We start from the raw sequence: 22,635 nt of genomic DNA on the forward strand, positions 1-22,635 counted from the left end.
CGGCGGAGGCCGCGGAGACCGAGGCGGCCGCCGGGCCCGAGGCGCCGCCGGCCGGCTGGGCGCCCGCCGACCTGGGCGCGCCGACCACCCTCGTCCTGCTGCGGCACGGCGAGACCGCGCTGACACCGCAGAAGCGGTTCTCCGGCAGCGGCGGCTCCGACCCGGAGCTGTCCGAGGCCGGCCACCGGCAGGCCGAAGCGGTCGCCGCCGCGCTCGCCGCCCGCGGCACCGTCCAGGCCGTCGTCAGCTCGCCCCTCAAGCGCTGCCGGCAGACGGCCGAGACCGTCGCGGCCCGCCTCGGCCTGGACGTACGTGTCGACGAGGGGCTGCGCGAGACCGACTTCGGCGCCTGGGAGGGCCTGACCTTCGCCGAGGTCCAGGAGCGCCACCCTGAGGACCTGGCCGCCTGGCTGGGCTCCGCCAAGGCCGCGCCCACCGGCGGCGAGTCCTTCGCCTCGGTCGCGCGCCGCGTCGCCCTCTCCCGCGACAAGCTGCTGGCCCGGTACGCGGGCCGCACGGTGCTGCTGGTCACCCACGTCACCCCGGTCAAGACGCTGGTACGGCTGGCCCTCGGCGCCCCGCCGGAGGCCCTGTTCCGGATGGAACTCTCCGCCGCGTCCCTGTCGGCCGTCGCGTACTACGCCGACGGGAACGCGTCGGTACGGTTGTTGAACGAGACGGCGCATCTTCGCTGACGCAGCGGTCCGTACGCCCCTGAGGCGTCCCCGAGGAGTCTCCCCGCCCGCGCGCCCCAGAAGGGCCGCGGGCGGGTTTCCGTATCGACGGCCGTTTTTCCGGGCCGTTGCCGGTCTGCCGCCCGTCTTTTCCAGCCCCTTTTGTCTGGCGTGATTCCTGCGCTTTTCTCCGGTGCGGGACCGGTTCCCGCTGCTGGCTTGATTGGTTCCTTGTAACCCGCACACCGGTTTCATAACGTCGCTCGCACGCCACGGCGCGATAGCGCCTTTTCCCCCACCCCATGCGTGCATTCCGCATGCCTGTACGGAGGTTGGTATGCCCAGCGAGTACACCGAGCCCGTCGAGGTTTCCCCGTCCGTCGCGGCGGCCAACCGGAAGGCCGCGGAGCGCCTTCGGGAGAGCGGTTCGCAGGACTTCGAGGACGCACAGCGGGGGCTGCTGGCGCAGCCGGACGTACCGGCGATCACTTCCCGGACGGACAGCGAGAAGGTGGTGTGGAGCTTCACGGCGTACGACTTCCTGACCGACGGCGACGAGCAGGCGCCCCCGACGGTCGACCCGAGCCTGTGGCGCCAGGGCCGGCTCACCGCGGTGGCCGGGCTGTTCCAGGTCACCTCCGGTGCCCGGGGCGCCGTCCACCAGGTGCGCGGCTACGACCTGTCCAACATGACGATCATCGAGGGCGATCGCGGGATCATCGTCATCGACCCGCTGGCCTGTTACGAGACCGCACAGGCCGCCCTGAAGCTGTACCGCGACACCACCGGGAACCGGAACCCGGTCCGCGCGCTGATCTACACCCACAGCCATGTCGACCACTTCGGCGGCGCCCGCGGCCTGTTCGCCGAGCGGAACGACGAGATCCCCGCCGACCTCGCGGTCATCGCGCCCGACGGGTTCCTGGAGCACGCCGTCAGCGAGAACGTCTACGCGGGTCCGGCGATGCAGCGCCGCGCCGAGTACATGTACGCGGCGGGGCTGGACAAGAGCCCGTACGCGCAGATCGGTTCGGGCCTGGGCCTGACCGTCTCCACCGGCGAGGTCACCCTGCTGCCGCCGACCGACTACATCGGCAGCGCCCAGGCCGTCACCGGCGACGACTGGTCGCCCGCCGACGTCATCCCGTGGCGGGCGGGGCTGCACCGCCGCGTCATCGACGGCGTACGGCTGATCTTCCAGCTCACGCCCGGCACCGAGGCGCCCGCGGAGATGAACATCTACCTCCCCGAGCTGCGGACCCTGTGCATGGCCGAGAACGCCACCCACAACCTGCACAACATCCTCAGCCTGCGCGGCGCCCAGGTACGGGACGCGCACGCCTGGGCGAAATACCTCACCGACGCGATCCAGACCTTCGGTGAGCACACCGAAGTGGAATTCGCCTCGCACCACTGGCCGCGCTGGGGCAAGGAAAGCATTCTCGAATTCCTCAGCAATCAGCGGGACATGTACGCGTACCTCAACGACCAGACGCTGCGGCTCGTCAACCGCGGATACACGGGCGTCGAGATCGCCGAGGAACTCCAGCACCTCCCGGCCGGTCTCGCCGAGCACTGGTACAACCAGGGCTACTACGGCTCGCTCAGCCACAACTTCAAGGCCGTGTACCAGCGGTACATGGGCTGGTTCGACGGAAATCCCGCCCATCTGTGGAACCTGCCGCCGACGGAGTCCGGCACGCGGTACGTGGCGGCGATGGGCGGCGCCGAGGCCGTCGTGCGGAAGGCACAGGAGGTGTACGACGGGCACGAGAGCGACCAGGACGCGTACCGCTGGGTCGTGGAACTGCTCAACCACGTCATCTTCGCCGACCCCGCCACCGTCTCCGAGAAGGCGGTCCAGGACGCCAAGGCGCTCCAGATCAAGACCTTCGCACAGCTCGGCTACGGCGCCGAGAACGGGCCGTGGCGCAACTTCTACCTGACCGGCGCGGACGAACTGCGCCACGGTCCGCAGGAGCCCACCAGCAAGGGCGCCCCCGACCTGGTCCGCAGCATGACCCTGGAACAGGTCTTCGCGGCGATGGCCCGCAGCGTGGACGGGCCGAAGGCGGCACAGGAACAGCGCGCCGCGATCGTCCTCCAGTGGCAGTTCACGGACACCGGGCAGGAGTGCACCACCACGCTGCGCAACGGCGTTCTGGTGTACGTGGACGGCAAGGACCTGTATGCGGGCAAGCCGCAGGCCACCATCTCCCTGACCCGGACGGCGTTCGACTCGCTGATCCTCGAAGGCCCGCTGTTCCGGCGGAACTTCGACGCGGCGGTCAAGGCGGGCAGCGTCCGCGTCGACGACCAGCCGGCGGCGGACACCGTCTTCGGCTACCTGACGGTGCCGGACCCGTCGTTCCCGATCGTCACGCCGTAGCACCCACGGGCCCGCCCCGCCGCGTCGTCGCCCTCAGCGCAACGACGCGGCCTCGCGGGCCAGCCGCTCCACCCGGCCCCAGTCCTTGGCGCGCAGCGCGTCGGCCGGCAGCATCCACGTACCGCCCACGCAGCCCACGTTCGGCAGCGCCAGGTAGTCGGGCGCCGAGGCCAGGCCGATGCCGCCGGTCGGGCAGAACCGGGCCCGGGGGAGCGGCGAGGCGAGCGACTTCAGGTACGCGGTGCCGCCCGCGGCCTCCGCCGGGAAGAACTTCATCTCGGTCACGCCCTCGTCCAGCAGCGTCACCACTTCCGACGCCGTCGAGACACCCGGCAGGAACGGCAGGCCACTGGCCTTCATCGCGGCCAGCAGCCGCGGTGACCAGCCCGGGCTGACCAGGAAGCGGGCACCCGCCGCGACGGCCGTCTCCACGTGCCCGGGGGCCAGGACCGTACCGGCGCCGACGACCGCCTCCGGGACCGCGTCGGCGATGGCCCGTATCGCCTGCGGCGCGGCCGCCGTACGCAGCGTCACCTCGATGGCGGGCAGCCCGCCCGCCACGAGCGCGCGGGCGAGCGGGACGGCGTCGGCCGCGTCGTCGAGGACCACGACCGGGATCACGGGGGCGAGGCCCAGTACGGAGGGCGGGGCGGCGGGGGAGGGGGCAGCGTCAGTCACGGGCCCATAGTGCGCCCGTGACACAACATCCGCAACGATCGTTGCGGATGTTGCAACGGAGGGGGTGCCCGAACCGTGCCCCTACAGCTCCTTCACCACCACGTCGATCGCCCACGCCTTGCCCGCCTTCGCCGGCGCCTCGGCCTCCACCACGTACCCGAGATCGCCCAGCGCCTCGACCAGCTCCGCCGGACTGTCCGGCGTCCGCCCTGCCGTCAGCAGATCGCGCACCATCCGCCCCTTCGTCGCCTTGTTGAAGTGGCTCACCACCGACCGCTTCTCCACCCCGCCCACGATCTTCGACTGAAGCACCCGCACCGTCGCCGTACGGCCCGCCACCTCGCCCTTCGGTTTCCAGGCCGTCGCGTACGCCGCCGACCGCAGGTCGAGGACCAGTCCGTCCCCGGCGGCCGCGGGCAGCACCTCGGCCATCGGTGCCCGCCAGTACGCGCCCAGCGCGCCCAGGCCCGGCAGCTTGACCCCCATCGAACAGCGGTACGACGGGATTCGGTCGCCCACCCGTACCGCGCCCCACAGCCCCGAGAACACCAGCAGCGACGACCCGGCCAGGCGCCGTGCCGCCGCGTCCAGCGTGGCGAGCCCCAGCGCGTCGTACAGCACGCCCGTGTAGATCTCCCCGGCCGGCCGTGTCCCGGCCTCGCGCAGCCCGGCGTTCTTGGCGATCTCGCCCTTGAGGCCGTCACTCAGCCCCAGAACCTCCTGCGCCTTCGTCTCGTCCGCCGCGCACAGCCCCACCAGCTCTTCGAGGACCGCCTCCCGCGCCGGGCCCAGCCCGGGCAGCGACAGCGCCCCCAGGTCCAACGGCTTCCCGCCCCCGGACGCGGCCTTCCCTTCGGACGGCGGCAACAACACGAGCACGCGCTTCTCCTTAGCCTTCTGTGCACTGGCCCCGCCACTTTACGGTTCGCCGCACGCACGAACCGCCGCCCGAGGGGGCCCCGCCCCGACGCCCCTCCCGCTACCTCCCCAGAACTCCCGCCGCAGCCCTCCCGCCGCCTCCGAACACCCCCTCCCCCCTCAGCCCTCCCCACCCTGACGTGCCCCCGCCCCCCAACCGCCCTACGCTCAAGAGCATGCCCCGCCGCCACCTCCGCGTGACCGCCGCAGCCGAGGCGCCCGTACGTGCCGCGCTACGGGAACTGCGGGCGCGGCTGGACATCCCCCAGACGTTCCCGCCCTCCGCGCAGGCCGAGGCGGACAGTGCCGCGCGCTGGCCGCACCCGCCCGCCGACACCGCCGCCACCGACGCGACCGACATCCCGCTGTTCACTGTCGACCCACCGGGCTCGATGGACCTCGACCAGGCGATGTACCTGTCCCGGCGCCCCGGCGGCGGCTACCGCGTCGACTACGCCATCGCCGATGTGGCCTCCTTCGTCACCCCCGGCGGCGCGCTGGACGCCGAGGCGCACCGCCGTGTGACGACCCTCTACTTCCCCGACGGACACGTCCCGCTGCACCCGCCCGTCCTCGGCGAGGGCGCCGCCAGCCTGCTCCCCGACGAGGACCGCCCCGCCGTCCTGTGGCGGCTCGACCTCGACGCGGACGGCGCGCTGCGGTCGACGGACGTACGCCGTGCCCTCGTCCGTTCCCGGGCCCGCCTGGACTACGAAGGCGTGCAGCACGCCATCGACTCCGGCGCCGCCGAGGAGCCCCTCTCCCTTCTCCGCACGATCGGCCGCCTCCGCGAGGAACGGGAGGCCGCCCGCGGCGGCATCTCCCTCAACGTCCCCGAGCAGGAGACCGTCGAGCACCCGGACGGCTACGCCCTCACCTACCGCGCCCCGCGCCCCGCCGACGCCTGGAACGCCCAGATATCCCTGCTCACCGGCATGGCAGCGGCCGAGCTGATGCTCGCCTCCGGCACCGGCGTCCTGCGGACGCTCCCCACCGCCCCGGACGGCGCCGTCGCCCGCCTGCGCCGTACCGCCCACGCCCTCGGCGTCGACTGGCCGCACCACACCTCGTACGCCGCCCTCGTCCGCACCCTCGACCCCGCACGCACCACCCACGCCGCCTTCCTCCAGGACTGCACGGCCCTGTTGCGCGGCGCCGGCTACACCGTCTTCGACGGCGACCCGCCGACCCCGGAACACGCCCGGCACGCCGCCGTCGCCGCCCCGTATGCGCACGTCACCGCGCCGCTGCGACGCCTCGCCGACCGCTACGGCGCCGAACTGTGCCTGGCCGCGGCGGCCGGCAGGGAACCGCCCGACTGGGTCCGTACGGCGCTGCCCGCCCTGCCCGCCGAGATGACGGAGGGCGGCCGCCGGGCCGCCCGGGTCGAGCGGGAGTGCGTCGACCTCGTCGAGGCGGCCCTGATGCGGGACCGGCTGGGCGAGACCTTCGACGGCTACGTGGTCGACGTCCAGGACGGCCGGCCGGACCGGGGCACGGTGCACCTGGACGACCCGGCCGTGATCGGCCGAATCGAGGGCGGCGAGCAGGTCCCGCGGCTGCCGCTGGGCCGGCGCCTGCGCGTCCGCCTCACCGAAGCCGACCCGGGCCGCGCCCCGGTCCGCTTCACACCGGCGTGATCAGGCCCCGGCCCCCGCCGGCCGCGCTTCCCGCTCTTCCTCCCGCCGGGCCAGCGCCTCCCGCACGGCGGCGACCGCGGCCCGCCCCTCGTCCGCGTGGAAGCGCACGGTACGGGCCTCCACCCGCTGCCCCAGCAGCTTCACGGCGGTGACCGGCTCGCTCAGCTCGACCGTCACACAGGTCTGCGACCCCACCGCCATCTCCAGTACCCGTGCCTCGTCCTGCCCCCGCGACCCCCGCCCGGCCGTCTCCGTCTTCGGAAACCGCAGGTCGTAGCGGACCGACACGATCCGCTCCAGCGGTATCCACACATCCAGCAGCGCGCCGTTGCGGACGCGCAGCCCGGCGGGCCCCACGACGTGCGGCCGGGTCACGGCGGCAGCCTGGAGGCCCAGCACCACGGCCAGGGTGTAGACGTCCAGCACCAGCATGACCCAGTGCGCGACCGGAAGCTTCGCGAGCAGCACCGTCGCGCCGACCGTCTCCACCACGCACACGAACAACAGCCCGTACCACATCGCCGCCTGCGCCCGCGCATACCCGAGCGCACGCTCCCCGGCGCCCACACCGTCCCGCCGCCGCGTCACCCACAGACCCAGACTGGCCATCCACCGCTTCTCGTACGCCAGTAACCGCCGCCCGGTGCTTCCACCGCGTCCCTCGTCCACGTAACGCCCCCTCCCGATACGTTCCTGCACCCAGTAAAAACGTTGTCGTCACGACAAGGTCAAGCCCTCGTCGGCCGGGAGGTACCATGGTCCGCACGGCGGACGAGCCGGCCGGACGGCCGCGTGGGGATGCACCGCATCCTCCCGAGGAACGTCCGGGCTCCACAGGGCAGGGTGGTGGGTAACACCCACCCGGGGTGACCCGCGGGACAGTGCCACAGAAAGCAGACCGCCGGTGCCGCAAGGCGCCGGTAAGGGTGAAACGGTGGTGTAAGAGACCACCAGCCTCCGAGGTGACTCGGAGGGCTAGGTAAACCCCACCCGGAGCAAGGTCAAGAGGAAACACCCCGGTGTTTCTGCGCGGACGACCGAGGGCGGCCCGCCCGAGTCCGCGGGTAGACCGCACGAGGCTGCCGGCAACGGCAGCCCTAGATGGATGGCCGTCTCCCGACGGGCCGCAAGGCCCTTCGGTGACAAAACCCGGCGTACAGGCCGACTCGTCCGCCGCCAAGCCGTCACAAGGCCCTCCGGCCTGGCTCGCTGCCAGGCCGGAGGGCCTTCCGGCTTTTCAGGAAATGGTGGCGTTCCACCGCCCCCTGGACAGATGGATGGCGCCTTCGGGCGTGATGGTCAGCGGCACGCCGTAAACAGGCAGGCCGCCTCTGGTGTTGAGGCGGTTGCGAATCCGCTCCAAGACGTCCCACAGGCGTCGGGGCCCGCTCTGGTGGACAGTAGGGGGCTCCCCCTTGCTTCCGGTGGCACGCGCCCACGAGCCGTCCGGATGGACCAGCCACGCCGTACGCCGGCCGTCCTCGTCCTCGCGGTAAGCGCACTCCGTCCCGGGTGCCCGCAACTCCAGCATGGACCGCACCTCCCACGCCTCGTCCACGTCGAGGACCGGGTACCGGCCGGTGCTGATCTCTTCGCCGTGACGGGGCCTGGCCCGGCGGCCTGGCCCGGCCGACGGCGCGCACCTGGACCGGAGCGGCCGGTGATGCGGTCGTGTTCATCGGCGCTCCTTCACCGGGATCCGTGAGCGCGGCCTCCCGGCCGGCACGTTCACGGGCATCGCCGAAGGCTTGGTCCCGTCCCCTGCCCTCCATGATCCTGGGGGAGCCATGGGCCCTTGTGGCAGGGGGCGGGTGATCGGCGGCTCAGCGACGGGTGACTGACGCGCCGCTGTTCTCTCTCACGGCTGCCCCTTGGCGGGCTTGGTGTAGACGTTGACCGGCTCTTCCGTACGCTTCACGAACCTCTTGTGCTCGTACTCGTCCGCATGGGCGCGAATCCACACGTCCAGGTGCACGGCGGTGTCCCAAGTATTCGAACAGGCTCCGCACGAACCGTCCTTGACGGACGTGACGCACTCGGCGACGTGCCTCCGGATGCCGGTGATCTGGATTTCCTTGCGGGTGGGTACGGGGGCGGGAGACGTCATGTGCTCGCCTTCGGATCGGGGGGTGTTGAGGGCTGCGTCACTGCCGCCACTGGTGCGCGAGAGGAGCATGCCGTCGTGTCCGCGCGAGCGCATGAGCCGGGCGAAGTCTTCCCGGTGGGGGGTGGGGCCGGGGTCGATCACTTGTGGTCACCGTTCCTGGGGGCGTTCCGCAGCGAGGAGGTACGGCCGGACAAGCGGGCCGTCATTGTGGAGTACCGGGGGCGGCTGGGTGCGATTTTGGGAGAGGTTCATCCCTCTCCGTAGCCGCACCGCTACCGACGGGGCCAGGTTGGCCTACAGTCGCCCTGTCTTCAACGTTCTGAAAACGGGGAGAACATTGGTAAACCTGAAGCAGTTGAACCCGGACGCGTCTCCCCGAGCGGCCTACGGTGCGCGCTTGCGCGGCGCGCGGGAGGCGCGCGGCTGGAAGCAGGACGAGTTGGCAGAGCGGATGGGTTACTCGGGGAGACACGTTTCGGCCGTCGAAACAGGTTGTAAACCGCCAACTCTGCGCTTTTCGCGCGCTGTAGATGCCACCTTTGGGTTCGCGGGGACCACAGAGTCATTCGAGCGCGCGTGGGCGGAAATCCGTAACGGCAGCTTGCTGGAAGGCTTCCCGGAGTACCTGGGGCAGGAGGCCCGGGCGGCAGAGATCAGGCTGTTCGAAGTCGGGGTGATCCCCGGACTGCTTCAGGTGCCGGAGTATGCAAGAGCTCTGGAAGACGGCAACGTGCGGCGTGGCACGATCAGCACCGAACAGGCATGTGAGCGAGTCGAGTCCCTGGCGGAGCGGCAGGCTTCTCTGGTGCGGCGCGTGGCTCCCATGGTGATCGTGGTCTTGGATGAGAGCTGCATTCGACGGTCGATCGGTGACCCCGCTGTCATGGGGGCCCAGTTGGATCGGCTGGCCGAGTTCGCTGACGAGCCGTCCACCGCTCTTCAGGTGGCTCCCTACGCCATAGGTGAGCGCCGCCCGTTCAACCGACTGGTCAATCTGTTGACCATGCCTGACCGTTCCGTGGTTTCCTACGTCGAATCAGAGACCCACGGCCGTTTGGACAGGGAACTCACCTCAGTGCTGCCGCTGGTGAGGGCCTACCATCAGCTACAGGTCGAAGCGCTCTCTCAAGCAGAATCAGTAGCCATGATCCAGAAGGCACGAAAGGGCATCTCGTGACGGCAGATCCTCAAACTCTCGTCTGGTTCAAGTCCTCCTACAGCGGAAACGGTGGCTCCTGCGTCGAGTGGGCCCCCGCACAGGTCATAGTCACCGGCATAGTTCCCGTCCGTGACTCCAAGGACCCGAACGGCCCCGTCCTCTCCGTCCCCTCGCGTTCGTTCGCGGAGTTCATCGAGGGCGTCAAGGGCGGCGCGTTCTCCGCTGCGTGATGTGGCGCTACTGCCCCATCCAGCCCTGAGCCCCGCCGATCCCTCGTGAGAGCGGCGGGGCTCATGTCCTACGTTCCGTGATTCCTGCGACGAGGCTGCGGTATCAGTGGCCATGATCAAGCAGGTACGAAAGGACACTCCGTGACCACCGAATCCCCCCGTTGGTTCAAGTCTTCCTACAGCGGCAATGGCGGGACCTGCCTTGAGTGGGCCCCGTCGCAGGCCGCAGTCACCGGCATGGTGCCGGTCCGTGATTCGAAGGACCCGGACGGTCCGGTCCTGATGCTGTACCCCGCCGCCTTCGCCGGGCTGGTCGAGTTTGCCCGGAGAGCCGCGCTCTGACCTACGCGGCCAGGCTGCTCATGCGTCCCGCCACTCCCTCACCGGAGCGGCGGGGCTCTCTTGTGCCCGCGACGTGGGGCGGCCGGCGGCCGGCGTCGACCTGGGGCGTCAGGGCGGGTCGGGGAAGTGGAAGGATGGGCTCTATGAGTTCCAACGTATTTTTCGACATCACCATCAACGGCGACAAGGCCGGCCGCATCATTTTCAAGCTGTACGACGAGGTCGTGCCCAAGACCGCGCGCAACTTCCGTGAGCTGGCCACCGGCCAGCACGGCTTCGGTTACGCCGGTTCGCCCTTCCACCGGGTCATCCCGGAGTTCATGCTCCAGGGTGGCGACTTCACCCGCCGTAACGGTACCGGCGGCAAGAGCATCTACGGCGACCGCTTCGAGGACGAGAACTTCCAGCTGAAGCACGACCGGCCGTTCCTGCTCTCCATGGCGAACGCCGGCAAGAACACCAACGGTTCGCAGTTCTTCATCACGACGGTGGCCACCCCGTGGCTGGACGGCGCGCACGTGGTCTTCGGCGAGGTCGTCGAGGGCTCGGACCTGGTCAAGAAGATCGAGGGCCTGGGCTCCCGTTCCGGTGCCACTTCCGCGACGATCGAGGTGGCGGATTCGGGCGTCGTGGACGCCGCGTAACGGGTACGCAGCGCCCTGAGACAGCGAAGACCCCCGGGACGGTGTCCCGGGGGTCTTCGCATGTCCGGAGTCCGGCGGGCGGACCGCTCAGGACTGGGGACGGCTGCCGTGGTTGGCGCCGTTCTTCCGGCGGGCCTTCTTCTTACGGCGTCGCTTCGACGACATGGCGTCTCCTCTCCGCAGGGGTTTGCAGGGCTTTCCTCCGCATTTCTACCATTTCACAGCGGTGGCCTGTCCTGCGATCCCGGGGCCGGATACCCGACTCGGGAAGCCTCACACGTCTCGTGAGACACATCACGGGCAACGAGGGGAGGGGCGGGAGGGTGCGGGGAGGTGGGAGGGAAGGGGGAGAGGGGTGACAGGGGTGGCAGGGGTGGCAGGGGTGAGAAGGGCGAGAGGGGCGAGAGGGGTCAGTGGGGGTGGGTGCAGTCGTAGAGGGGTTCGGGGAGTGATGGGTCGGCGGAGGCCGCGTACGTCTTCGGGTCGACCTTGGCGCAGGTGGTGCGGACCCAGGCGTTGATCTTGGATGTCTCGGAGGCGTTGCCGGACGCGGGGGTGGTGGGGTTGAGGAGGGCGAAGCGCAGCCGGCCGGAGGCGATCAGGTGCCGGTACTCGGTGAGGGTGACGGAGGTGGCCATTCCGGCGAAGCCGCCCAGCGGCAGGATCGGCAGACCGGTGTGGGTGATGGCACGGGAACGGGCCCAGCCGCCGTCGGCGGAGAGGGTGTACGTGGCGTTGCCGTTGTGCCGCTGTACGTAGTCCAGCAGGCGCTTCTGGGCGGCGGTCAGCGGGGCCGGTGACATGTCGTACGAGGCGCCGCCCGCACCCCCGTAGACCGCGCTGCCCGGTGCGCCGGCCGTGGCGTTCTGGCCACCGGGGCCGGCGTGCGCCTCGAAGGACGAGCCCGCGTACCGCTGGTCCAGTACGGACAGTGACCAGGCCGCCGGGGCGGCGAACAGGGCGACACAGGTGGTGGCCAGGGCCGTGAGGGCCACGGGGCGCAGACGGCGGCCGGTGGCGCGGCCGTACGAGAGAAGGGTCACGATGCTGATGAGCGCTGCTGTGATGATCGCCGGGATCAGCCAGGGGGCGAAGTCGGTGTGGTCGGCGGCGAGGGAGGAGGTCCAGGCGGCCTGGACGGTGACGGTCAGGGGGAGGAGCACGCGTGCAGGGGCGCTGGTGGCGGTGCGGTGGGCGCGCCACAGGGTGACGGCTCCGGCGGCGGCCAGTGCGGCCAGCGCGGGAGCCAGGCCCGCCACGTACGCGGTGTGCGGGATGTCGACCACGCTCAGAACGACGGCCGTGGTCAGCAGCCAGCCGCCCCACATCAGGTAGCCGCCGCGCAGCCGGTCCGTACGGGGGCGCCTGCCGCGCCGCACCAGGCCGTGGACCAGGCCGATCAGGGCGAGGGGGTACAGCCAGCCGATCTGTGGGGTGAAGCGGGAGGTGAGGAGCTTGTACCAGGTGTTCTTCTCACTGCCCAGGCTGACCATTTTGCGGGAGGCGCCGGAGGGCTTTTCGCCGGCGGCCGGTCGGGGGTGTGGCTGTGTGCCTGCGGCGGGTGGGTGGGTGTGGTGGGTGTGGTGGGTGGGGCCCGCGGGCTGAATGGCGGAGCCGCCTGGTCCGCCTGGTCCGCCTGCCCCGCCCGGCCCGCCCGGTCCGCTGTCCGCCGGGCGGCTGAAGCCGTTGTACTGGAAGACCATCGACAGCGCGCTGTTGTTCGTCGAGCCGTCCGCGTACGGGCGTACGTCCTTCGGAGTGAAGGTCATCATCAGTACCCACGAGAACGACACCGCGAACAGCACGGCCCCGGCGGTCAGCAGATGGCCGATCCGGGCGCGCGCCGTGACGGGTGCGGTGACGAGGTAGCCGACGGCCAGCGCGGGGACGACGAGCCAGGCCTGCATCATCTTGGCCTGGAACGCCAGGCCCACCCACACGCCGGCCCAGACCAGCGAGCGCAGGCGGGCGCCGCGGGCGGCGAGCTGGTAGCGGTCGACGGCCAGGACCAGGCACATGATCAGGGCCGCGTCGGGGATCGGGTGGCCGAACAGGGAGGCAGCGACGGGGGTGAGGGTGAGCAGCCCGGCGGCCAGGAGGCCGGTGGCGGGGCCCTGCCAGCGGCGTACGACCCGGTAGAGCACGAGGACGGAGACGACGCCCTCGACGCACTGCGGCAGGGTCAGGGCCCAGTCGTGGAAGCCGAAGAGGCGGGCGGAGAGGGCCTGCGGCCAGAGGAAGCCGCCGATCTTGTCGAGGGTGATGGTGGCGGACGGGTCGTAGGCGGTGAAGAGGAAGGCCTTCCAGCTTTCGGTCATGCTGCGGGCGGCGACGGAGTAGTACGGGGCCAGGCCGCTGGTGGTGATGTTCCACGCGTACAGGAGTGCGGCCAGGGCCGCGACGCCGAGCAGGGCGGGGCGCGCCCAGCGGGGCTGGCCTTCGGGTGAGCGCCACACCTCCCAGCGGCGGCGCGGCCGTCGGCGCGGCGTGATGTCCTGGGGGGAGGGCGTGCGCTGGGCGGGCGGCGAAATCGGCGCGGGCCGGGTGGGGGAGGCGGCGGAAGGCGGGGACGGCGGGGAAACGGGCAGGCCGAAGGGCGGTTTGGCGGCCATAGGGGGAAGTCAGCTCTCGAATCGGTGCGGACGGGCTGCCGGGGCCGGGCGGGCCGGTCAGTTCTCCGGCTTGCCGAGCAGCAGCAGGTAATAGTCCACGTGGTCCCGGCAGAATGTACGGAACGGTTCCATCAGCGGATCGGTGTGCGCGACGGCCTCTTTTCCGAAACGCTGCTCGATGGCGTCTCGCTGTTCCTGGTAGAGCACGTGCATCAGCTCGCCGCACAGTGCGATGTTCGCTGTCATGTTCTGTATCCGGGCGATACGGAATCCGGCTTCTTCGACCTCTTCGAGAAGCGCGGCGAAGGGGGTGGGCGGCGGGGACGCCCACAGCCGGGTGAACGCCTCGGTCTCCGGGGGGACGGCGGTGCCGCGCCGGGCGAACTCCGTCATCAGCAGACGGCCGCCGGGCCGCAGGACGCGCCGGGCCTCGCGCAGTCCGGCGGGCCGGTCGGAGAGGTGCGGGAAGCAGTCGATGGACCAGGCCGCGTCGTACGTGTCGTCCGCGTGGTCGAGCCGCATCACGTTGCCGTACGTGAAGTCGACGCGTCCTTCGAGACCGGCGGCGGCGTTCAGCCGTTCCCCGCAGCGGGCCAGTTGTTCCTGGCTGACGGTGATGCCGGTGACCCGGCCGCCGGTGCGCCGGGCCAGGTGGAGGGCGGGGCCGCCGGTGCCGCAGCCGATGTCGAGCAGGCGGGGGTCCGGCGGGAGGCCGTCGGCCAGGATGTCCGCGAGGTACGCGGTCTGCCGGTCCTGGGCGAGGTCGGACAGGTCGAGGAGGGAGGCGGCCGCGGTCCGTTCGCCGTGCGGGACGAACATGCCGACGTGCAGGGCGCTGCGGCCGAGCACCATGGCGAGCAGGTCGCCGAACCGGTCGTACATCGCGCCGACTTCTTCGGGAGCGGGAGCGGGAGCGGGAGCGGGAGCGGGAGCGGAAGAGGAAGCGGGCGCCGGGCCGCTGTTCGCACTGTTGTCGGCCACTGTCATGGAAGTCCCCTCGCGACGGATGGTCGGGCAAGGAATCAGTGAGCAGGGAGTGCACTTCTGCTCGGTGGACGCTAGCACCGAATTGCGTGGAGTGGGGGGCTTCCATTCCGCAAGGGAAAAATTCGGACAGTGGTGGGTGGGGAATGCATGATCGGTTCGGGGGTGCCGCTCCGGCGTAATGGCGGCCGGCGGAGGGGTGTTGATGATGAGTTTTCGATGAGAAGGGCATGAAAAGCGTGAGAATGGCGCCGCGGGCATACCTTTTTCGGCATAACGTGTGCGTGAATTGTCGAGCAGCCCCGGAAATGAGAGCTCCGGGGAACAACCCCGTGATGCGGTACCTGCCGTCCGGAGGGGCGCCGCTGGGCGCGCCCCTCCGGACGGCGTGTGTGACGGCCCGGTTCGGGTTCCGGTCGCGGGCCGGACGTACCGTACGCGGGGGTCCGGTCAGCTCGACTGCGCCTCGTCGTAGAGGTTCTCGGCATCGGCACCGAAGTACGGGCCGAACATGGTGTTCGGCAGGAAGGTGTAGCCGAAGCTGTTCACCGAGGCCTGTAGGCCGGCGCCGCCGGCCTCGTCGAACGAGGTGAACCAGGGGCCGCCGCTGGAGCCGCCGGTCATGTTGCAGGACAGGCCGTGGTCCGTGGAGAACAGCGGGTCCTTGATGGTGTTGCCGCTGCAGTAGACGAGTTCGCTGCCGTCGTACGGCGCCGCGGCGGGGTAGCCGAACGCGTACATCGGCTTGTTGTAGCCGGTGTTGAAGGCGAGACCCTGACCGCCGACGACATCGGTCAGCCGCTGCCCGCCGACCGGGGCGACGACCGCGGCGCCGATGTCGTAGTTGATGTTCTCGCTCGCTGTCCACTGCGGCGTGCTGAGGGTCTTCGAGGCGGCCCACTTGCCGTACGGGGCCTGGCCGTCGTGGTAACCGGGCACGAAGACCCAGTCGCCGTGCCAGGTGCCGTTGAGCTTCACGCAGTGCCCGGCGGTGAGCACCGTGCTCTTGTTCGCGCTGGTGACGGCGTTGCCGGAGCAGGAGGCGGTACGGCCCTGGTATGTGAAGAACACCCGTCCCGCGGTGTTGGTCACGGCGCCGTCACCGGTCCACGGGGCGCCCGCCTGCGGGAAGGCCTTGGGGGCCTGGGAGGGGGTGGACGTGGTGGTGGCGGGGAGGGTGGGGCGTACGGTGCGCTCGGTGCCGCGCTGGACGGGTGGGGCGGTCGGGTGCGCTGTGCTGCCGGATCGTTTCTCCGCTGCGGCGGATCGATTCTTCTCAGCGGCGGACCGTTGCGCCGGACCGTCGTTCCCGGCCGACAGCAGGTCCAGCGGGGTGGCCTTGCGCATCCGCTCCGCCGTCCAGAAGTCGGCCACGGAGGAGGGTGTACCCGTACCCGTATCCGTACCCGTACGGGCCGAGGTCGCGTCCGCGCCGACCGGACCGGCCGCGCCCGTCGGACCGGCCGCGCCCGCCGCACCGGTCTGCAGAGCCGAGACGAGCAGGGCGCCGGCGGCGGCCAGGGCGCAGGCGACGGCACGGGACGCGCCGCGCCGACGGGTGCCGGGGGAGGTGCTGACGTTTCGTCTCACGCGTGACTCCTTCTGCAAGGCCGCACGATGGCGAACCGCGCGGCCGTCGACTACGTGGCCGCGGGTCCCGCGGCCCGGCAGATGAGCGGTGCGGATGGACGTGCGTCAGGAAGAGTCCCACCGGACGCGCCGTCTGTCAGGAGCGCGTCGCGCCGAAGTCGGGAACTACTGGGCGGCGGGAGGAAAGTTGGCTACGGCGGGCGGGGGGTTGGCGACGGCGGGTGGGGAGTTGGCGGCGGCGGTCGGGGGGTTGGCGGCGGCGGGTGGGGAGTTGGTGACGGCGGCCGGGTGCCGGTCAGCCGCGGCCGATGTACGGCATGGCCGTCGCCATCACCGTCGCGAACTGCACGTTCGCGCCCAGCGGCAGCTGCGCCATGTGCAGGACTGTACGGGCCACGTCCGCCGCGTCCATCACCGGCTCGACCGCCGTACGGCCGTCGGCCTGAAGGATGCCGGTCCGCATCCGCCCGGTCATCTCGGTGGCCGCGTTGCCGATGTCGAGCTGCCCGCAGGCGATGCCGTACGGACGCCCGTCCAGCGAGAGCGACTTGGTCAGGCCGGTCATGGCGTGCTTGGTGGCGGTGTACGCGACGGAATGCGGGCGCGGTGCGTGCGCGGAGACCGAGCCGTTGTTGATGATGCGGCCGCCGCGCGGGTCCTGGTCCTTCATGGCGCGGAAGGCGGCCTGGGCGCAGAGGAAGGCGCCGGTGAGGTTGGTGTCGACGACCGCGCGCCAGTCGTCGTACGCCAGTTCCTCCAGCGGTACGGGCGGGCCGAACGTTCCGGCGTTGTTGAACAGCAGGTCCAGCCGGCCGAACCGGTCGCGAGCGGCGGCGAAGAGGGCGTCCACCTGGTCGGGGCGGGTCACGTCGGCCGGGACGCACAGCACGGCGGGGCTCTCGGGGCCGTCGGCGTTCCGCTCCGCCTGGCGGGCGGTCTCCGCAAGGGCGTCGGCGCGCCGCCCGGCGAGCACCAGCGACCAGCCGGCCCCGGCGAGGGCCAGGGCGACGGCCCGGCCGATGCCGGAACCGGCACCGGTGATCAGGGCGGTCGGCGCGGGCGGGGGAGTGGTGCCGGGGCGGGTCTCGGGTGACGTCATGGCGGCAGAGTAAGGCGCGGCCCGCACGCCCGCGGGGGCGGGCTCGCGGAGCCGCTGTGGACGAACCGTTCACCCCGCCCCGTGAAACCCCTTGAGCACCGCCGCCTTGGCCGCGGCGAACTCCTCGGCGGTCAGGATGCCGTCCCGGTGCAGTTCGCCGAGTTCACGCAGTCGGCGGAGCAGGACGTCGGGGTCCTGGCCGCCGCCCTGGGAGCCCCGTTCCGCCGCCGCCTCCAGGGTCGGTACGGGCTGCGCCGCGGCCACCGGGGCAGCCGCCGTCGGCGCGGATCCGCCGGACGGGTGCGGCAGCCGTGCCGCGACCGCGGCCGCGAGCAGCGCGGTGCGGCCGCTCTCCTTCTTGAAGCCCCACAGCTCGATGGCGTTCGGGTCGTGCTCCGGCCTGAGCTTCGCGGTGACGCCCTTCGGGCGGAAGCGCAGGTAGCCGGACTCCAGCCCGGAGGCGGGGCGCCAGTCGACCCCGGCCAGGTCGGCGAGGGCGAAGTCCCGCGCGCCCGCGTGCTTCTTGCTCTCGCTGGTGGACCAGCGCCAGTCGATGTGCACCTGCTCCCCGTCGAAGGTCGCCACGCCGTCCACGCCCGCGGCGGACAGCGGCACGGCGGGGCCCGGCAGCAGGTAGCGGTCGGTGGGCCCGGTCACCACCTGGTCGAGGAGCAGGGACTGGCGCACCTCGTCGGCGAAGTACTCGGCGACGCCGGTACGGTCCGCGTCCACGCTCACCTGGTAGGGGTTGGCGTCGTCCGGCAGACTGCCGCCGGTGACGTACAGCAGCGGGTCGGCGCCGTCCCGCAGCCGCAGGCGCAACCGTCCGCCCTTGCGGGCCGGTTCGTACGCGATGCCCGCCAGCGCCTCCAGCGGTACGGAGGTCTCGCCGAGGTCCTGCCGCAGCCGGTGCACGCCCCGTTCCTGCCCCGGCACGATCCACACCCGGTCACCGTCGAAGGACCACGTGCCGTCGCGCACCATCAGTTCAGCCATGTCCCGAATCCTACGGAAACGCCGATCCGGCGGCGGAGGGCGAGCCCGACACTTCAGGCGCTGTCGGCCCTGTCGGCGCTGTCGGCCCTGTCGGCGCTCCGGGCCGCCCGCCGGCCCGTCCGCCGCGATTGTCCGGGACCGTCCGATACGGGCGCAGTCCTCATCCGGTTGTCATGTGTGCGTCGAACCCGGGACAGCGGATCGCCGTCGTCCGCCCCTCCAATCGCTGGTGACAACACCAGCCCAGGGAGGGGCAGATGGCCCGTCAAGGTCAGTACGAGCAGGACGCGCGGCCCGCACAGGGTGCCCAGGGCGCCCCGTACACCCAGGAGATGCGGGCCGCCGCCGCGCACCTCGCCCGGCGCCGCTTCCTCACCGGCACCGGGGCCGCCGCGGCGCTGGCCTTCGCGGCCAACCTGCCGGGCACCGGCGTCGCGTACGCCGCCGCCGAGGCCGACGCCCGCAAGATCACCGAGAACCCCTTCACGCTCGGGGTGGCCTCCGGCGACCCGCTGCCCGGCTCCGTCGTGCTGTGGACCCGGCTCGCCCCGAAGCCGTACGAGCCGGGCAGCGGCATGCCCAAGGCCCGGGTGACGGTGCGCTGGGAGGTCGCGTACGACGAGAAGTTCCGGCGGCCGGCAGGGCGCGGACGGGGTGAGGCGCACCCGGAGTTCAACCACGCGGTGCACATCGAAGCCACCGGCCTCGCGCCGGACCGCGTCTACTACTACCGCTTCCGCGCCGGCAACTGGATCAGCCCGGTCGGCCGCACCCGCACCGCGCCCGCGCGCGGGGCGCAGAACAAGGAGCTGCGCCTGGGTCTCGTCTCCTGCCAGGCGTACCACGACGGCTACTACACCGCCCACCGGCACCTGGCCGCAGAGGACCTGGACGTGGTCTTCCACCTCGGCGACTACCTGTACGAGTACCCGGTGAACGCCGTCGGCGGCGCCCGCAAGTACACCGACCGCAAGCTCCCCGCGCGCTTCAACCGCGAGACGGTGACGCTGGAGGACTACCGGCTGCGGTACGCGCTCTACAAGTCCGACCCCGACCTCCAGGCCGCGCACGCCGCCCATCCGTTCATCGTCGCCTGGGACGACCACGAGGTGGAGAACAACTACGCGGACGACGTCAGCGAGAACAACGCCCCCAAGGGCGAGTTCCTGCTGCGCCGGGCCGCCGCCTACCGTGCGTACTGGGAGAACCAGCCGCTGCGCCGCCCGCAGCGCCCGAACGGCCCGGACGCCCAGCTCTACCGTCGCGTGCACTTCGGGCAGCTCGCCCAGTTCGACGTGCTGGACACCCGCCAGTACCGCTCCGACCAGGCGTACGGTGACGGCTGGCACGCGCCGGGCCCGGAGTCCACGAACGCCGCCCGCACCCTGACCGGCAGCAAGCAGGAGCGCTGGCTCGTCGACGGGTGGCGCTCCTCCTCGGCGCTGTGGAACGTGCTGCCGCAGCAGGTCACCTTCGCCGAGCGGCGCAACGCCACCGGCCCCGGCTACAAGCTCAGCATGGACTCCTGGGACGGCTACCCGGCCTCCCGGGAGCGAGTGCTGAAGGGCGCCGAGGCGGCGGGCGTGGACAACCTCGTCGTACTGACCGGCGACGTGCACGTGCACTACGCGTTCGACATCAAGCGGGACTTCCGGGACGAGAAGTCGCGTACCGCGGGCGTGGAGTTCGTGACCACCTCGATCGCCAGCGGCGAGGACGGGGCGGACAAGCCGGCCAACTGGGGCACCTACATGGCGGCCAACCCGCACCTGAAGTTCTACAACGCCCGGCGCGGATATGTGACCGTCACGCTGGACCGGGAGAAGGCGCGGGCCGACTTCCGTACGGTGGCGAAGGTGACGAAGCCGGGGGCCCCGGTGATCACGGCCGGGTCGTTCGTGTCCGAGGCGGGCAGCCCGGGGCTCGAACCGGCCTGACACACGAGGGCGGAAGTCGGGCCCTGGGGCCCTGGCCGAAAGCGCGCCGGGGGTCTCTCCGTGCATGACACCATGGTCAAGCCATCAATCATCCATGGAGACACTCATGACGGACCCCGGCACCGGAACGACGGAGCCCCAGGACAGCGTTCCGATAGCCGAGCGGGACGTGGCGGCGGCGCCTGCCGCGTCCCGCCGCACCAGCCTGCTCGTCACCCTGATTCTCGGCGGCCTGACCGCGGTGCCGCCGCTCTCCATGGACATGTACCTCCCGGCCCTGCCGGAGGTCACCGACGCGCTGCACAGCCCGGCCGCCACCGTCCAGCTCACCCTGACCACCTGCCTCGCGGGCATGGCCCTGGGGCAGATGGTCGTCGGTCCGATGAGCGACAAGTGGGGCCGCCGCCGGCCGCTGCTCGCCGGCATGGTGATCTACGTCATCGCCACCGCGCTGTGCGCCCTGGCCACCAACGCCGAGCTGCTCATCGCCTTCCGCCTGCTCCAGGGCCTGGCGGGCGCGGCCGGCATCGTCATCGCCCGGGCGGTGGTGCGCGACCTGTACGACGGCGTGGCGATGGCCCGCTTCTTCTCCACCCTGATGCTGATCTCCGGTGTCGCCCCCGTCGTCGCGCCGCTGATCGGCGGGCAGATCCTCCAGGTCACCGACTGGCGCGGCGTCTTCGTCGTGCTCACCGTCGTCGGTGTGCTGCTCACCCTGCTGGTCTGGCGCCGCCTGCACGAGACGCTGCCGCCCGAGCGGCGGCACTCCGGGGGCCTCGGCGAGGCCCTGCACACCATGCGCACCCTGCTCGCCGACCGCGCCTTCTCCGGCTACCTGATCGTCGGCGCGTTCGCCTTCGCCGCGCTGTTCGCCTACATCTCCGCCTCGCCGTTCGTGATCCAGGAGATCTACGGCGCCTCTCCGCAGACCTTCAGCCTGCTGTTCGGCGTCAACTCCGTGGGCCTGGTCCTGGTCGGCCAGATCAACGGCAAGGTGCTGGTCGGCCGGGTCAGCCTGGACATGGTGCTGGGCATCGGCCTGGGCCTGGTCACCGCCGCCGCGGCGGCGCTGCTGCTGATGGCCGGCGGCGTCTTCGGCGAGGTCGGGCTGTGGCCAATGGCCGCCGGGCTGTTCGTCCTGATGTCCGCGATGGGCCTGGTCATGGCGTCGGCCAACACCAAGGCGCTGCTGCGCTCGGGGCACGCGGCGGGCTCCGCCTCGGCGCTGCTGGGCACCTCCACCTTCCTCCTGGGCTCCGTGGCCTCGCCGCTGGTCGGCATCGCGGGCGAGCACACCGCCGTACCGATGGCCGTGGTCCAGCTCTCCTGCGGCGTACTGGCGCTGCTGAGCTTCCTGGGAATGTGCCGCCCGTGGCAGCGTAGGGAGGAGACCGCCACCGGGACCGGCGAGAGGACCAGGCTCTGAACGCAACGGGACTGCGACACGGCACCCCCGCCGCCGCGGGGCTGGACCCCGCCTGGATGCGGCGCCTGGTCCACGGGGTGCGGGAGGCGACCGAGGGACCCGCGCCCTGGTGCGCGGGCGCCGTGGTGCTCGCCGGGCGCGGCCCGGTGGTCGCCGCCGAGGAGGCGGCGGGCTGGGCGCTGCGCTACGCGGGGTACGACCCCGAGTGCGACCGCGGTGTGGAGCTGCCCCGGGAGCACCGGGAGCCGATGCGCGTCGGCACCGTCTTCGACCTGGCCTCGCTGACCAAGCTGTGCACCGCGATCGTGGCGGTCCAGCAGGCCGAGCGGGGCCTGCTGGACCTGGACGCCGAAGCCGGCCGCTGGCTGCCCGGCTTCGCCGACGGCATCACCGTCCGCGGCCTGCTCACCCACACCTCGGGACTGCGCCCGGAGCTGCCGTTCTACGAGCGCCACGGGCGCACGGCCCAACTGGAGCTGCTGTGGGCGGAAGCGGCGGCGCCCGCTGCGCCGCCCGGCAGCACGTACCGCTACTCCGACCTCAACCTCATCGCCCTCCAGCTGATCCTGGAACGCCTCACCGGCCTGCGGCTGGACGCCCTCGTGGCGCGCGGGATCACCGGCCCGCTGGGCATGACCAGTACGGCGTTCGGACCGCTGGCCCCGGCGGGCGTGGCCGCGACCGAGGACCAGCGGCGGCCGTGGGCCAAGGCCGACCGGGGCATGGTGCGCGGCGCGGTGCACGACGAGAACGCGTGGGCGCTGGGCGGCGTCGCCGGGCACGCGGGCCTGTTCTCGACGGCGCAGGACCTGGCGGTGCTGTGCCGGACGCTGCTCGGAGGCGGCGCGTACGGCCGGGAGCGCATCCTCGGCGCGGAGTCGGTGGCGCTGCTGCTGGACCCGCCGGGCCTCGGTTTCGGCGTGGACCAGCCGTACTTCATGGGGGAGCTGGCGGGGCGCGGCGCGGCCGGGCACACCGGGTTCACCGGGACGAGCCTGGTGCTGGACCGGGCGACCGACACGTTCCTGGTGCTGCTGGCCAACACCGTCCACCCGCGGCGGCGCGAGGCGGGCAGCGGGCCCCGGGCGGCGGCCGCGACCCGGCTGGCACGGGCGGTACGGGCCGGCGGCGGACCGCAGGCGTACGGAACGGGAGGGCCGGGGCGGCGGCCGGCCGGGCCCGGGCGTCCCGGCCCGCCGTGAGACGGGTC

At 71.8% G+C, this 22,635-nt stretch carries 21 protein-coding genes and 1 other RNA gene; 11 read left to right on the forward strand and 11 right to left on the reverse strand.

Features of this window, described 5'->3' with window-relative positions:
• A partial coding sequence (locus tag JXZ78_RS26175; protein WP_238783384.1) for a bifunctional RNase H/acid phosphatase occupies window positions 1-695 on the forward strand: 695 nt, incomplete at its 5' end.
• A 316-nt stretch (window positions 696-1,011) separates the two neighbouring features.
• Entirely contained in the window at window positions 1,012-3,063 is a 2,052-nt protein-coding gene (locus JXZ78_RS26180) for an alkyl/aryl-sulfatase (protein WP_030022785.1), read from the forward strand.
• 33 nt (window positions 3,064-3,096) lie between these two features.
• Here JXZ78_RS26180 and eda read toward each other — a convergent pair whose 3' ends face one another.
• Window positions 3,097-3,741, reverse strand: a complete 645-nt coding sequence (gene eda, locus JXZ78_RS26185; protein ID WP_030022786.1) for a bifunctional 4-hydroxy-2-oxoglutarate aldolase/2-dehydro-3-deoxy-phosphogluconate aldolase — start codon at window positions 3,739-3,741, stop codon at window positions 3,097-3,099.
• A gap of 81 nt (window positions 3,742-3,822) precedes the next feature.
• Window positions 3,823-4,620, reverse strand: coding sequence for a peroxide stress protein YaaA (gene yaaA / locus JXZ78_RS26190; protein WP_238783385.1), 798 nt, complete (start codon window positions 4,618-4,620; stop codon window positions 3,823-3,825).
• A 215-nt stretch (window positions 4,621-4,835) separates the two neighbouring features.
• Between yaaA and JXZ78_RS26195 the strand changes: the two genes are divergently transcribed.
• The gene (locus JXZ78_RS26195) at window positions 4,836-6,299 is read left to right on the forward strand and encodes an RNB domain-containing ribonuclease (RefSeq protein ID WP_030022790.1); all 1,464 of its coding nucleotides are present in this window, start codon (window positions 4,836-4,838) and stop codon (window positions 6,297-6,299) included.
• Here the strand turns inward: JXZ78_RS26195 and JXZ78_RS26200 are convergent, their stop codons facing one another.
• Window positions 6,300-6,908, reverse strand: coding sequence for a hypothetical protein (locus JXZ78_RS26200; protein ID WP_050502816.1), 609 nt, complete (start codon window positions 6,906-6,908; stop codon window positions 6,300-6,302).
• Between the two features lie 163 nt (window positions 6,909-7,071).
• Here JXZ78_RS26200 and rnpB point away from each other — a divergent pair.
• Window positions 7,072-7,472, forward strand: an RNA gene (rnpB, locus tag JXZ78_RS26205) — RNase P RNA component class A.
• Window positions 7,473-7,536: 64 nt separating this feature from the next.
• Here rnpB and JXZ78_RS26210 read toward each other — a convergent pair.
• Window positions 7,537-7,857, reverse strand: a complete 321-nt coding sequence (locus tag JXZ78_RS26210; protein ID WP_030022793.1) for a hypothetical protein — start codon at window positions 7,855-7,857, stop codon at window positions 7,537-7,539.
• Window positions 7,858-8,157: 300 nt separating this feature from the next.
• Window positions 8,158-8,406 (reverse strand): hypothetical protein, encoded by a 249-nt coding sequence (locus JXZ78_RS26215; RefSeq protein ID WP_078624533.1) that lies wholly within the window; start codon window positions 8,404-8,406, stop codon window positions 8,158-8,160.
• A gap of 337 nt (window positions 8,407-8,743) precedes the next feature.
• Here JXZ78_RS26215 and JXZ78_RS26220 point away from each other — a divergent pair, with 337 nt between their 5' ends.
• The 4 genes from JXZ78_RS26220 to JXZ78_RS26235 all read left to right on the forward strand — a co-directional run bounded on the left by JXZ78_RS26220 (window position 8,744) and on the right by JXZ78_RS26235 (window position 10,781).
• Window positions 8,744-9,583 (forward strand): helix-turn-helix domain-containing protein, encoded by an 840-nt coding sequence (locus tag JXZ78_RS26220; RefSeq protein ID WP_030022796.1) that lies wholly within the window; start codon window positions 8,744-8,746, stop codon window positions 9,581-9,583.
• On the forward strand, window positions 9,580-9,795 hold the full coding sequence (locus tag JXZ78_RS26225; RefSeq protein ID WP_030022797.1) for a DUF397 domain-containing protein: 216 nt from the start codon (window positions 9,580-9,582) through the stop codon (window positions 9,793-9,795). The genes JXZ78_RS26220 and JXZ78_RS26225 overlap by 4 nt, the downstream gene beginning before the upstream one ends.
• A 141-nt stretch (window positions 9,796-9,936) precedes the next feature.
• On the forward strand, window positions 9,937-10,137 hold the full coding sequence (locus JXZ78_RS26230) for a DUF397 domain-containing protein (RefSeq protein WP_030022798.1): 201 nt from the start codon (window positions 9,937-9,939) through the stop codon (window positions 10,135-10,137).
• Window positions 10,138-10,280: 143 nt separating this feature from the next.
• On the forward strand, window positions 10,281-10,781 hold the full coding sequence (locus JXZ78_RS26235) for a peptidylprolyl isomerase (protein WP_030022799.1): 501 nt from the start codon (window positions 10,281-10,283) through the stop codon (window positions 10,779-10,781).
• Between the two features lie 87 nt (window positions 10,782-10,868).
• Here the strand turns inward: JXZ78_RS26235 and JXZ78_RS41155 are convergent, their stop codons facing one another.
• The 6 genes from JXZ78_RS41155 to JXZ78_RS26260 form a co-directional block, all read right to left on the reverse strand.
• Entirely contained in the window at window positions 10,869-10,946 is a 78-nt protein-coding gene (locus JXZ78_RS41155; RefSeq protein WP_370443954.1) for a 50S ribosomal protein bL37, read from the reverse strand.
• A gap of 245 nt (window positions 10,947-11,191) precedes the next feature.
• Window positions 11,192-13,393: an ArnT family glycosyltransferase gene (locus JXZ78_RS26240; protein WP_238783386.1), complete on the reverse strand. Its 2,202-nt coding sequence runs from the start codon at window positions 13,391-13,393 to the stop codon at window positions 11,192-11,194.
• A gap of 57 nt (window positions 13,394-13,450) precedes the next feature.
• The gene (locus tag JXZ78_RS26245) at window positions 13,451-14,380 is read right to left on the reverse strand and encodes an SAM-dependent methyltransferase (RefSeq protein WP_078624203.1); all 930 of its coding nucleotides are present in this window, start codon (window positions 14,378-14,380) and stop codon (window positions 13,451-13,453) included.
• Window positions 14,381-14,827: 447 nt separating this feature from the next.
• Window positions 14,828-15,967: a trypsin-like serine peptidase gene (locus JXZ78_RS26250; protein WP_030019775.1), complete on the reverse strand. Its 1,140-nt coding sequence runs from the start codon at window positions 15,965-15,967 to the stop codon at window positions 14,828-14,830.
• Between the two features lie 295 nt (window positions 15,968-16,262).
• Window positions 16,263-17,066 carry an SDR family oxidoreductase gene (locus JXZ78_RS26255; protein WP_078624204.1) on the reverse strand — a complete coding sequence of 268 codons (804 nt, stop codon included), beginning with the start codon at window positions 17,064-17,066 and terminating at the stop codon, window positions 16,263-16,265.
• Between the two features lie 69 nt (window positions 17,067-17,135).
• Window positions 17,136-18,062, reverse strand: coding sequence for a DUF4429 domain-containing protein (locus JXZ78_RS26260; protein ID WP_030019777.1), 927 nt, complete (start codon window positions 18,060-18,062; stop codon window positions 17,136-17,138).
• Window positions 18,063-18,394: 332 nt separating this feature from the next.
• On the opposite strand from JXZ78_RS26260, the gene JXZ78_RS26265 reads away from it, so the two are divergent.
• The 3 genes from JXZ78_RS26265 (at window position 18,395) to JXZ78_RS26275 (ending at window position 22,627) form a co-directional block, all read left to right on the forward strand.
• On the forward strand, window positions 18,395-19,999 hold the full coding sequence (locus JXZ78_RS26265; RefSeq protein WP_030019778.1) for an alkaline phosphatase D family protein: 1,605 nt from the start codon (window positions 18,395-18,397) through the stop codon (window positions 19,997-19,999).
• Window positions 20,000-20,105: 106 nt separating this feature from the next.
• Window positions 20,106-21,425: a multidrug effflux MFS transporter gene (locus tag JXZ78_RS26270; protein ID WP_033037590.1), complete on the forward strand. Its 1,320-nt coding sequence runs from the start codon at window positions 20,106-20,108 to the stop codon at window positions 21,423-21,425.
• A 56-nt stretch (window positions 21,426-21,481) separates the two neighbouring features.
• Window positions 21,482-22,627, forward strand: a complete 1,146-nt coding sequence (locus JXZ78_RS26275) for a serine hydrolase domain-containing protein (protein WP_238783387.1) — start codon at window positions 21,482-21,484, stop codon at window positions 22,625-22,627.
• The last annotated feature ends 8 nt before the right edge of the window (window positions 22,628-22,635 follow it).

This window comes from Streptomyces monomycini (assembly GCF_022271435.1).
In the GTDB taxonomy this organism is placed as follows: Bacteria; Actinomycetota; Actinomycetes; order Streptomycetales; family Streptomycetaceae; genus Streptomyces; species Streptomyces monomycini.

What these genes read in the sequence shown, in the direction of transcription:
- JXZ78_RS26180 (WP_030022785.1), top strand. Translation starts at nt 1,012, where the DNA reads ATGCCCAGCGAGTACACCGAGCCCGTCGAGGTTTCCCCGTCCGTCGCG.
- JXZ78_RS26195 (WP_030022790.1), top strand. Translation starts at nt 4,836, where the DNA reads ATGCCCCGCCGCCACCTCCGCGTGACCGCCGCAGCCGAGGCGCCCGTA.
- JXZ78_RS26200 (WP_050502816.1), bottom strand. Translation starts at nt 6,908, where the DNA reads ATGGCCAGTCTGGGTCTGTGGGTGACGCGGCGGCGGGACGGTGTGGGC.
- JXZ78_RS26215 (WP_078624533.1), bottom strand. Translation starts at nt 8,406, where the DNA reads ATGACGTCTCCCGCCCCCGTACCCACCCGCAAGGAAATCCAGATCACC.
- JXZ78_RS26235 (WP_030022799.1), top strand. Translation starts at nt 10,281, where the DNA reads ATGAGTTCCAACGTATTTTTCGACATCACCATCAACGGCGACAAGGCC.
- JXZ78_RS41155 (WP_370443954.1), bottom strand. Translation starts at nt 10,946, where the DNA reads ATGTCGTCGAAGCGACGCCGTAAGAAGAAGGCCCGCCGGAAGAACGGC.
- JXZ78_RS26240 (WP_238783386.1), bottom strand. Translation starts at nt 13,393, where the DNA reads ATGGCCGCCAAACCGCCCTTCGGCCTGCCCGTTTCCCCGCCGTCCCCG.
- JXZ78_RS26245 (WP_078624203.1), bottom strand. Translation starts at nt 14,380, where the DNA reads ATGACAGTGGCCGACAACAGTGCGAACAGCGGCCCGGCGCCCGCTTCC.
- JXZ78_RS26255 (WP_078624204.1), bottom strand. Translation starts at nt 17,066, where the DNA reads ATGACGTCACCCGAGACCCGCCCCGGCACCACTCCCCCGCCCGCGCCG.
- JXZ78_RS26260 (WP_030019777.1), bottom strand. Translation starts at nt 18,062, where the DNA reads ATGGCTGAACTGATGGTGCGCGACGGCACGTGGTCCTTCGACGGTGAC.
- JXZ78_RS26265 (WP_030019778.1), top strand. Translation starts at nt 18,395, where the DNA reads ATGCGGGCCGCCGCCGCGCACCTCGCCCGGCGCCGCTTCCTCACCGGC.
- JXZ78_RS26270 (WP_033037590.1), top strand. Translation starts at nt 20,106, where the DNA reads ATGACGGACCCCGGCACCGGAACGACGGAGCCCCAGGACAGCGTTCCG.
- JXZ78_RS26275 (WP_238783387.1), top strand. Translation starts at nt 21,482, where the DNA reads ATGCGGCGCCTGGTCCACGGGGTGCGGGAGGCGACCGAGGGACCCGCG.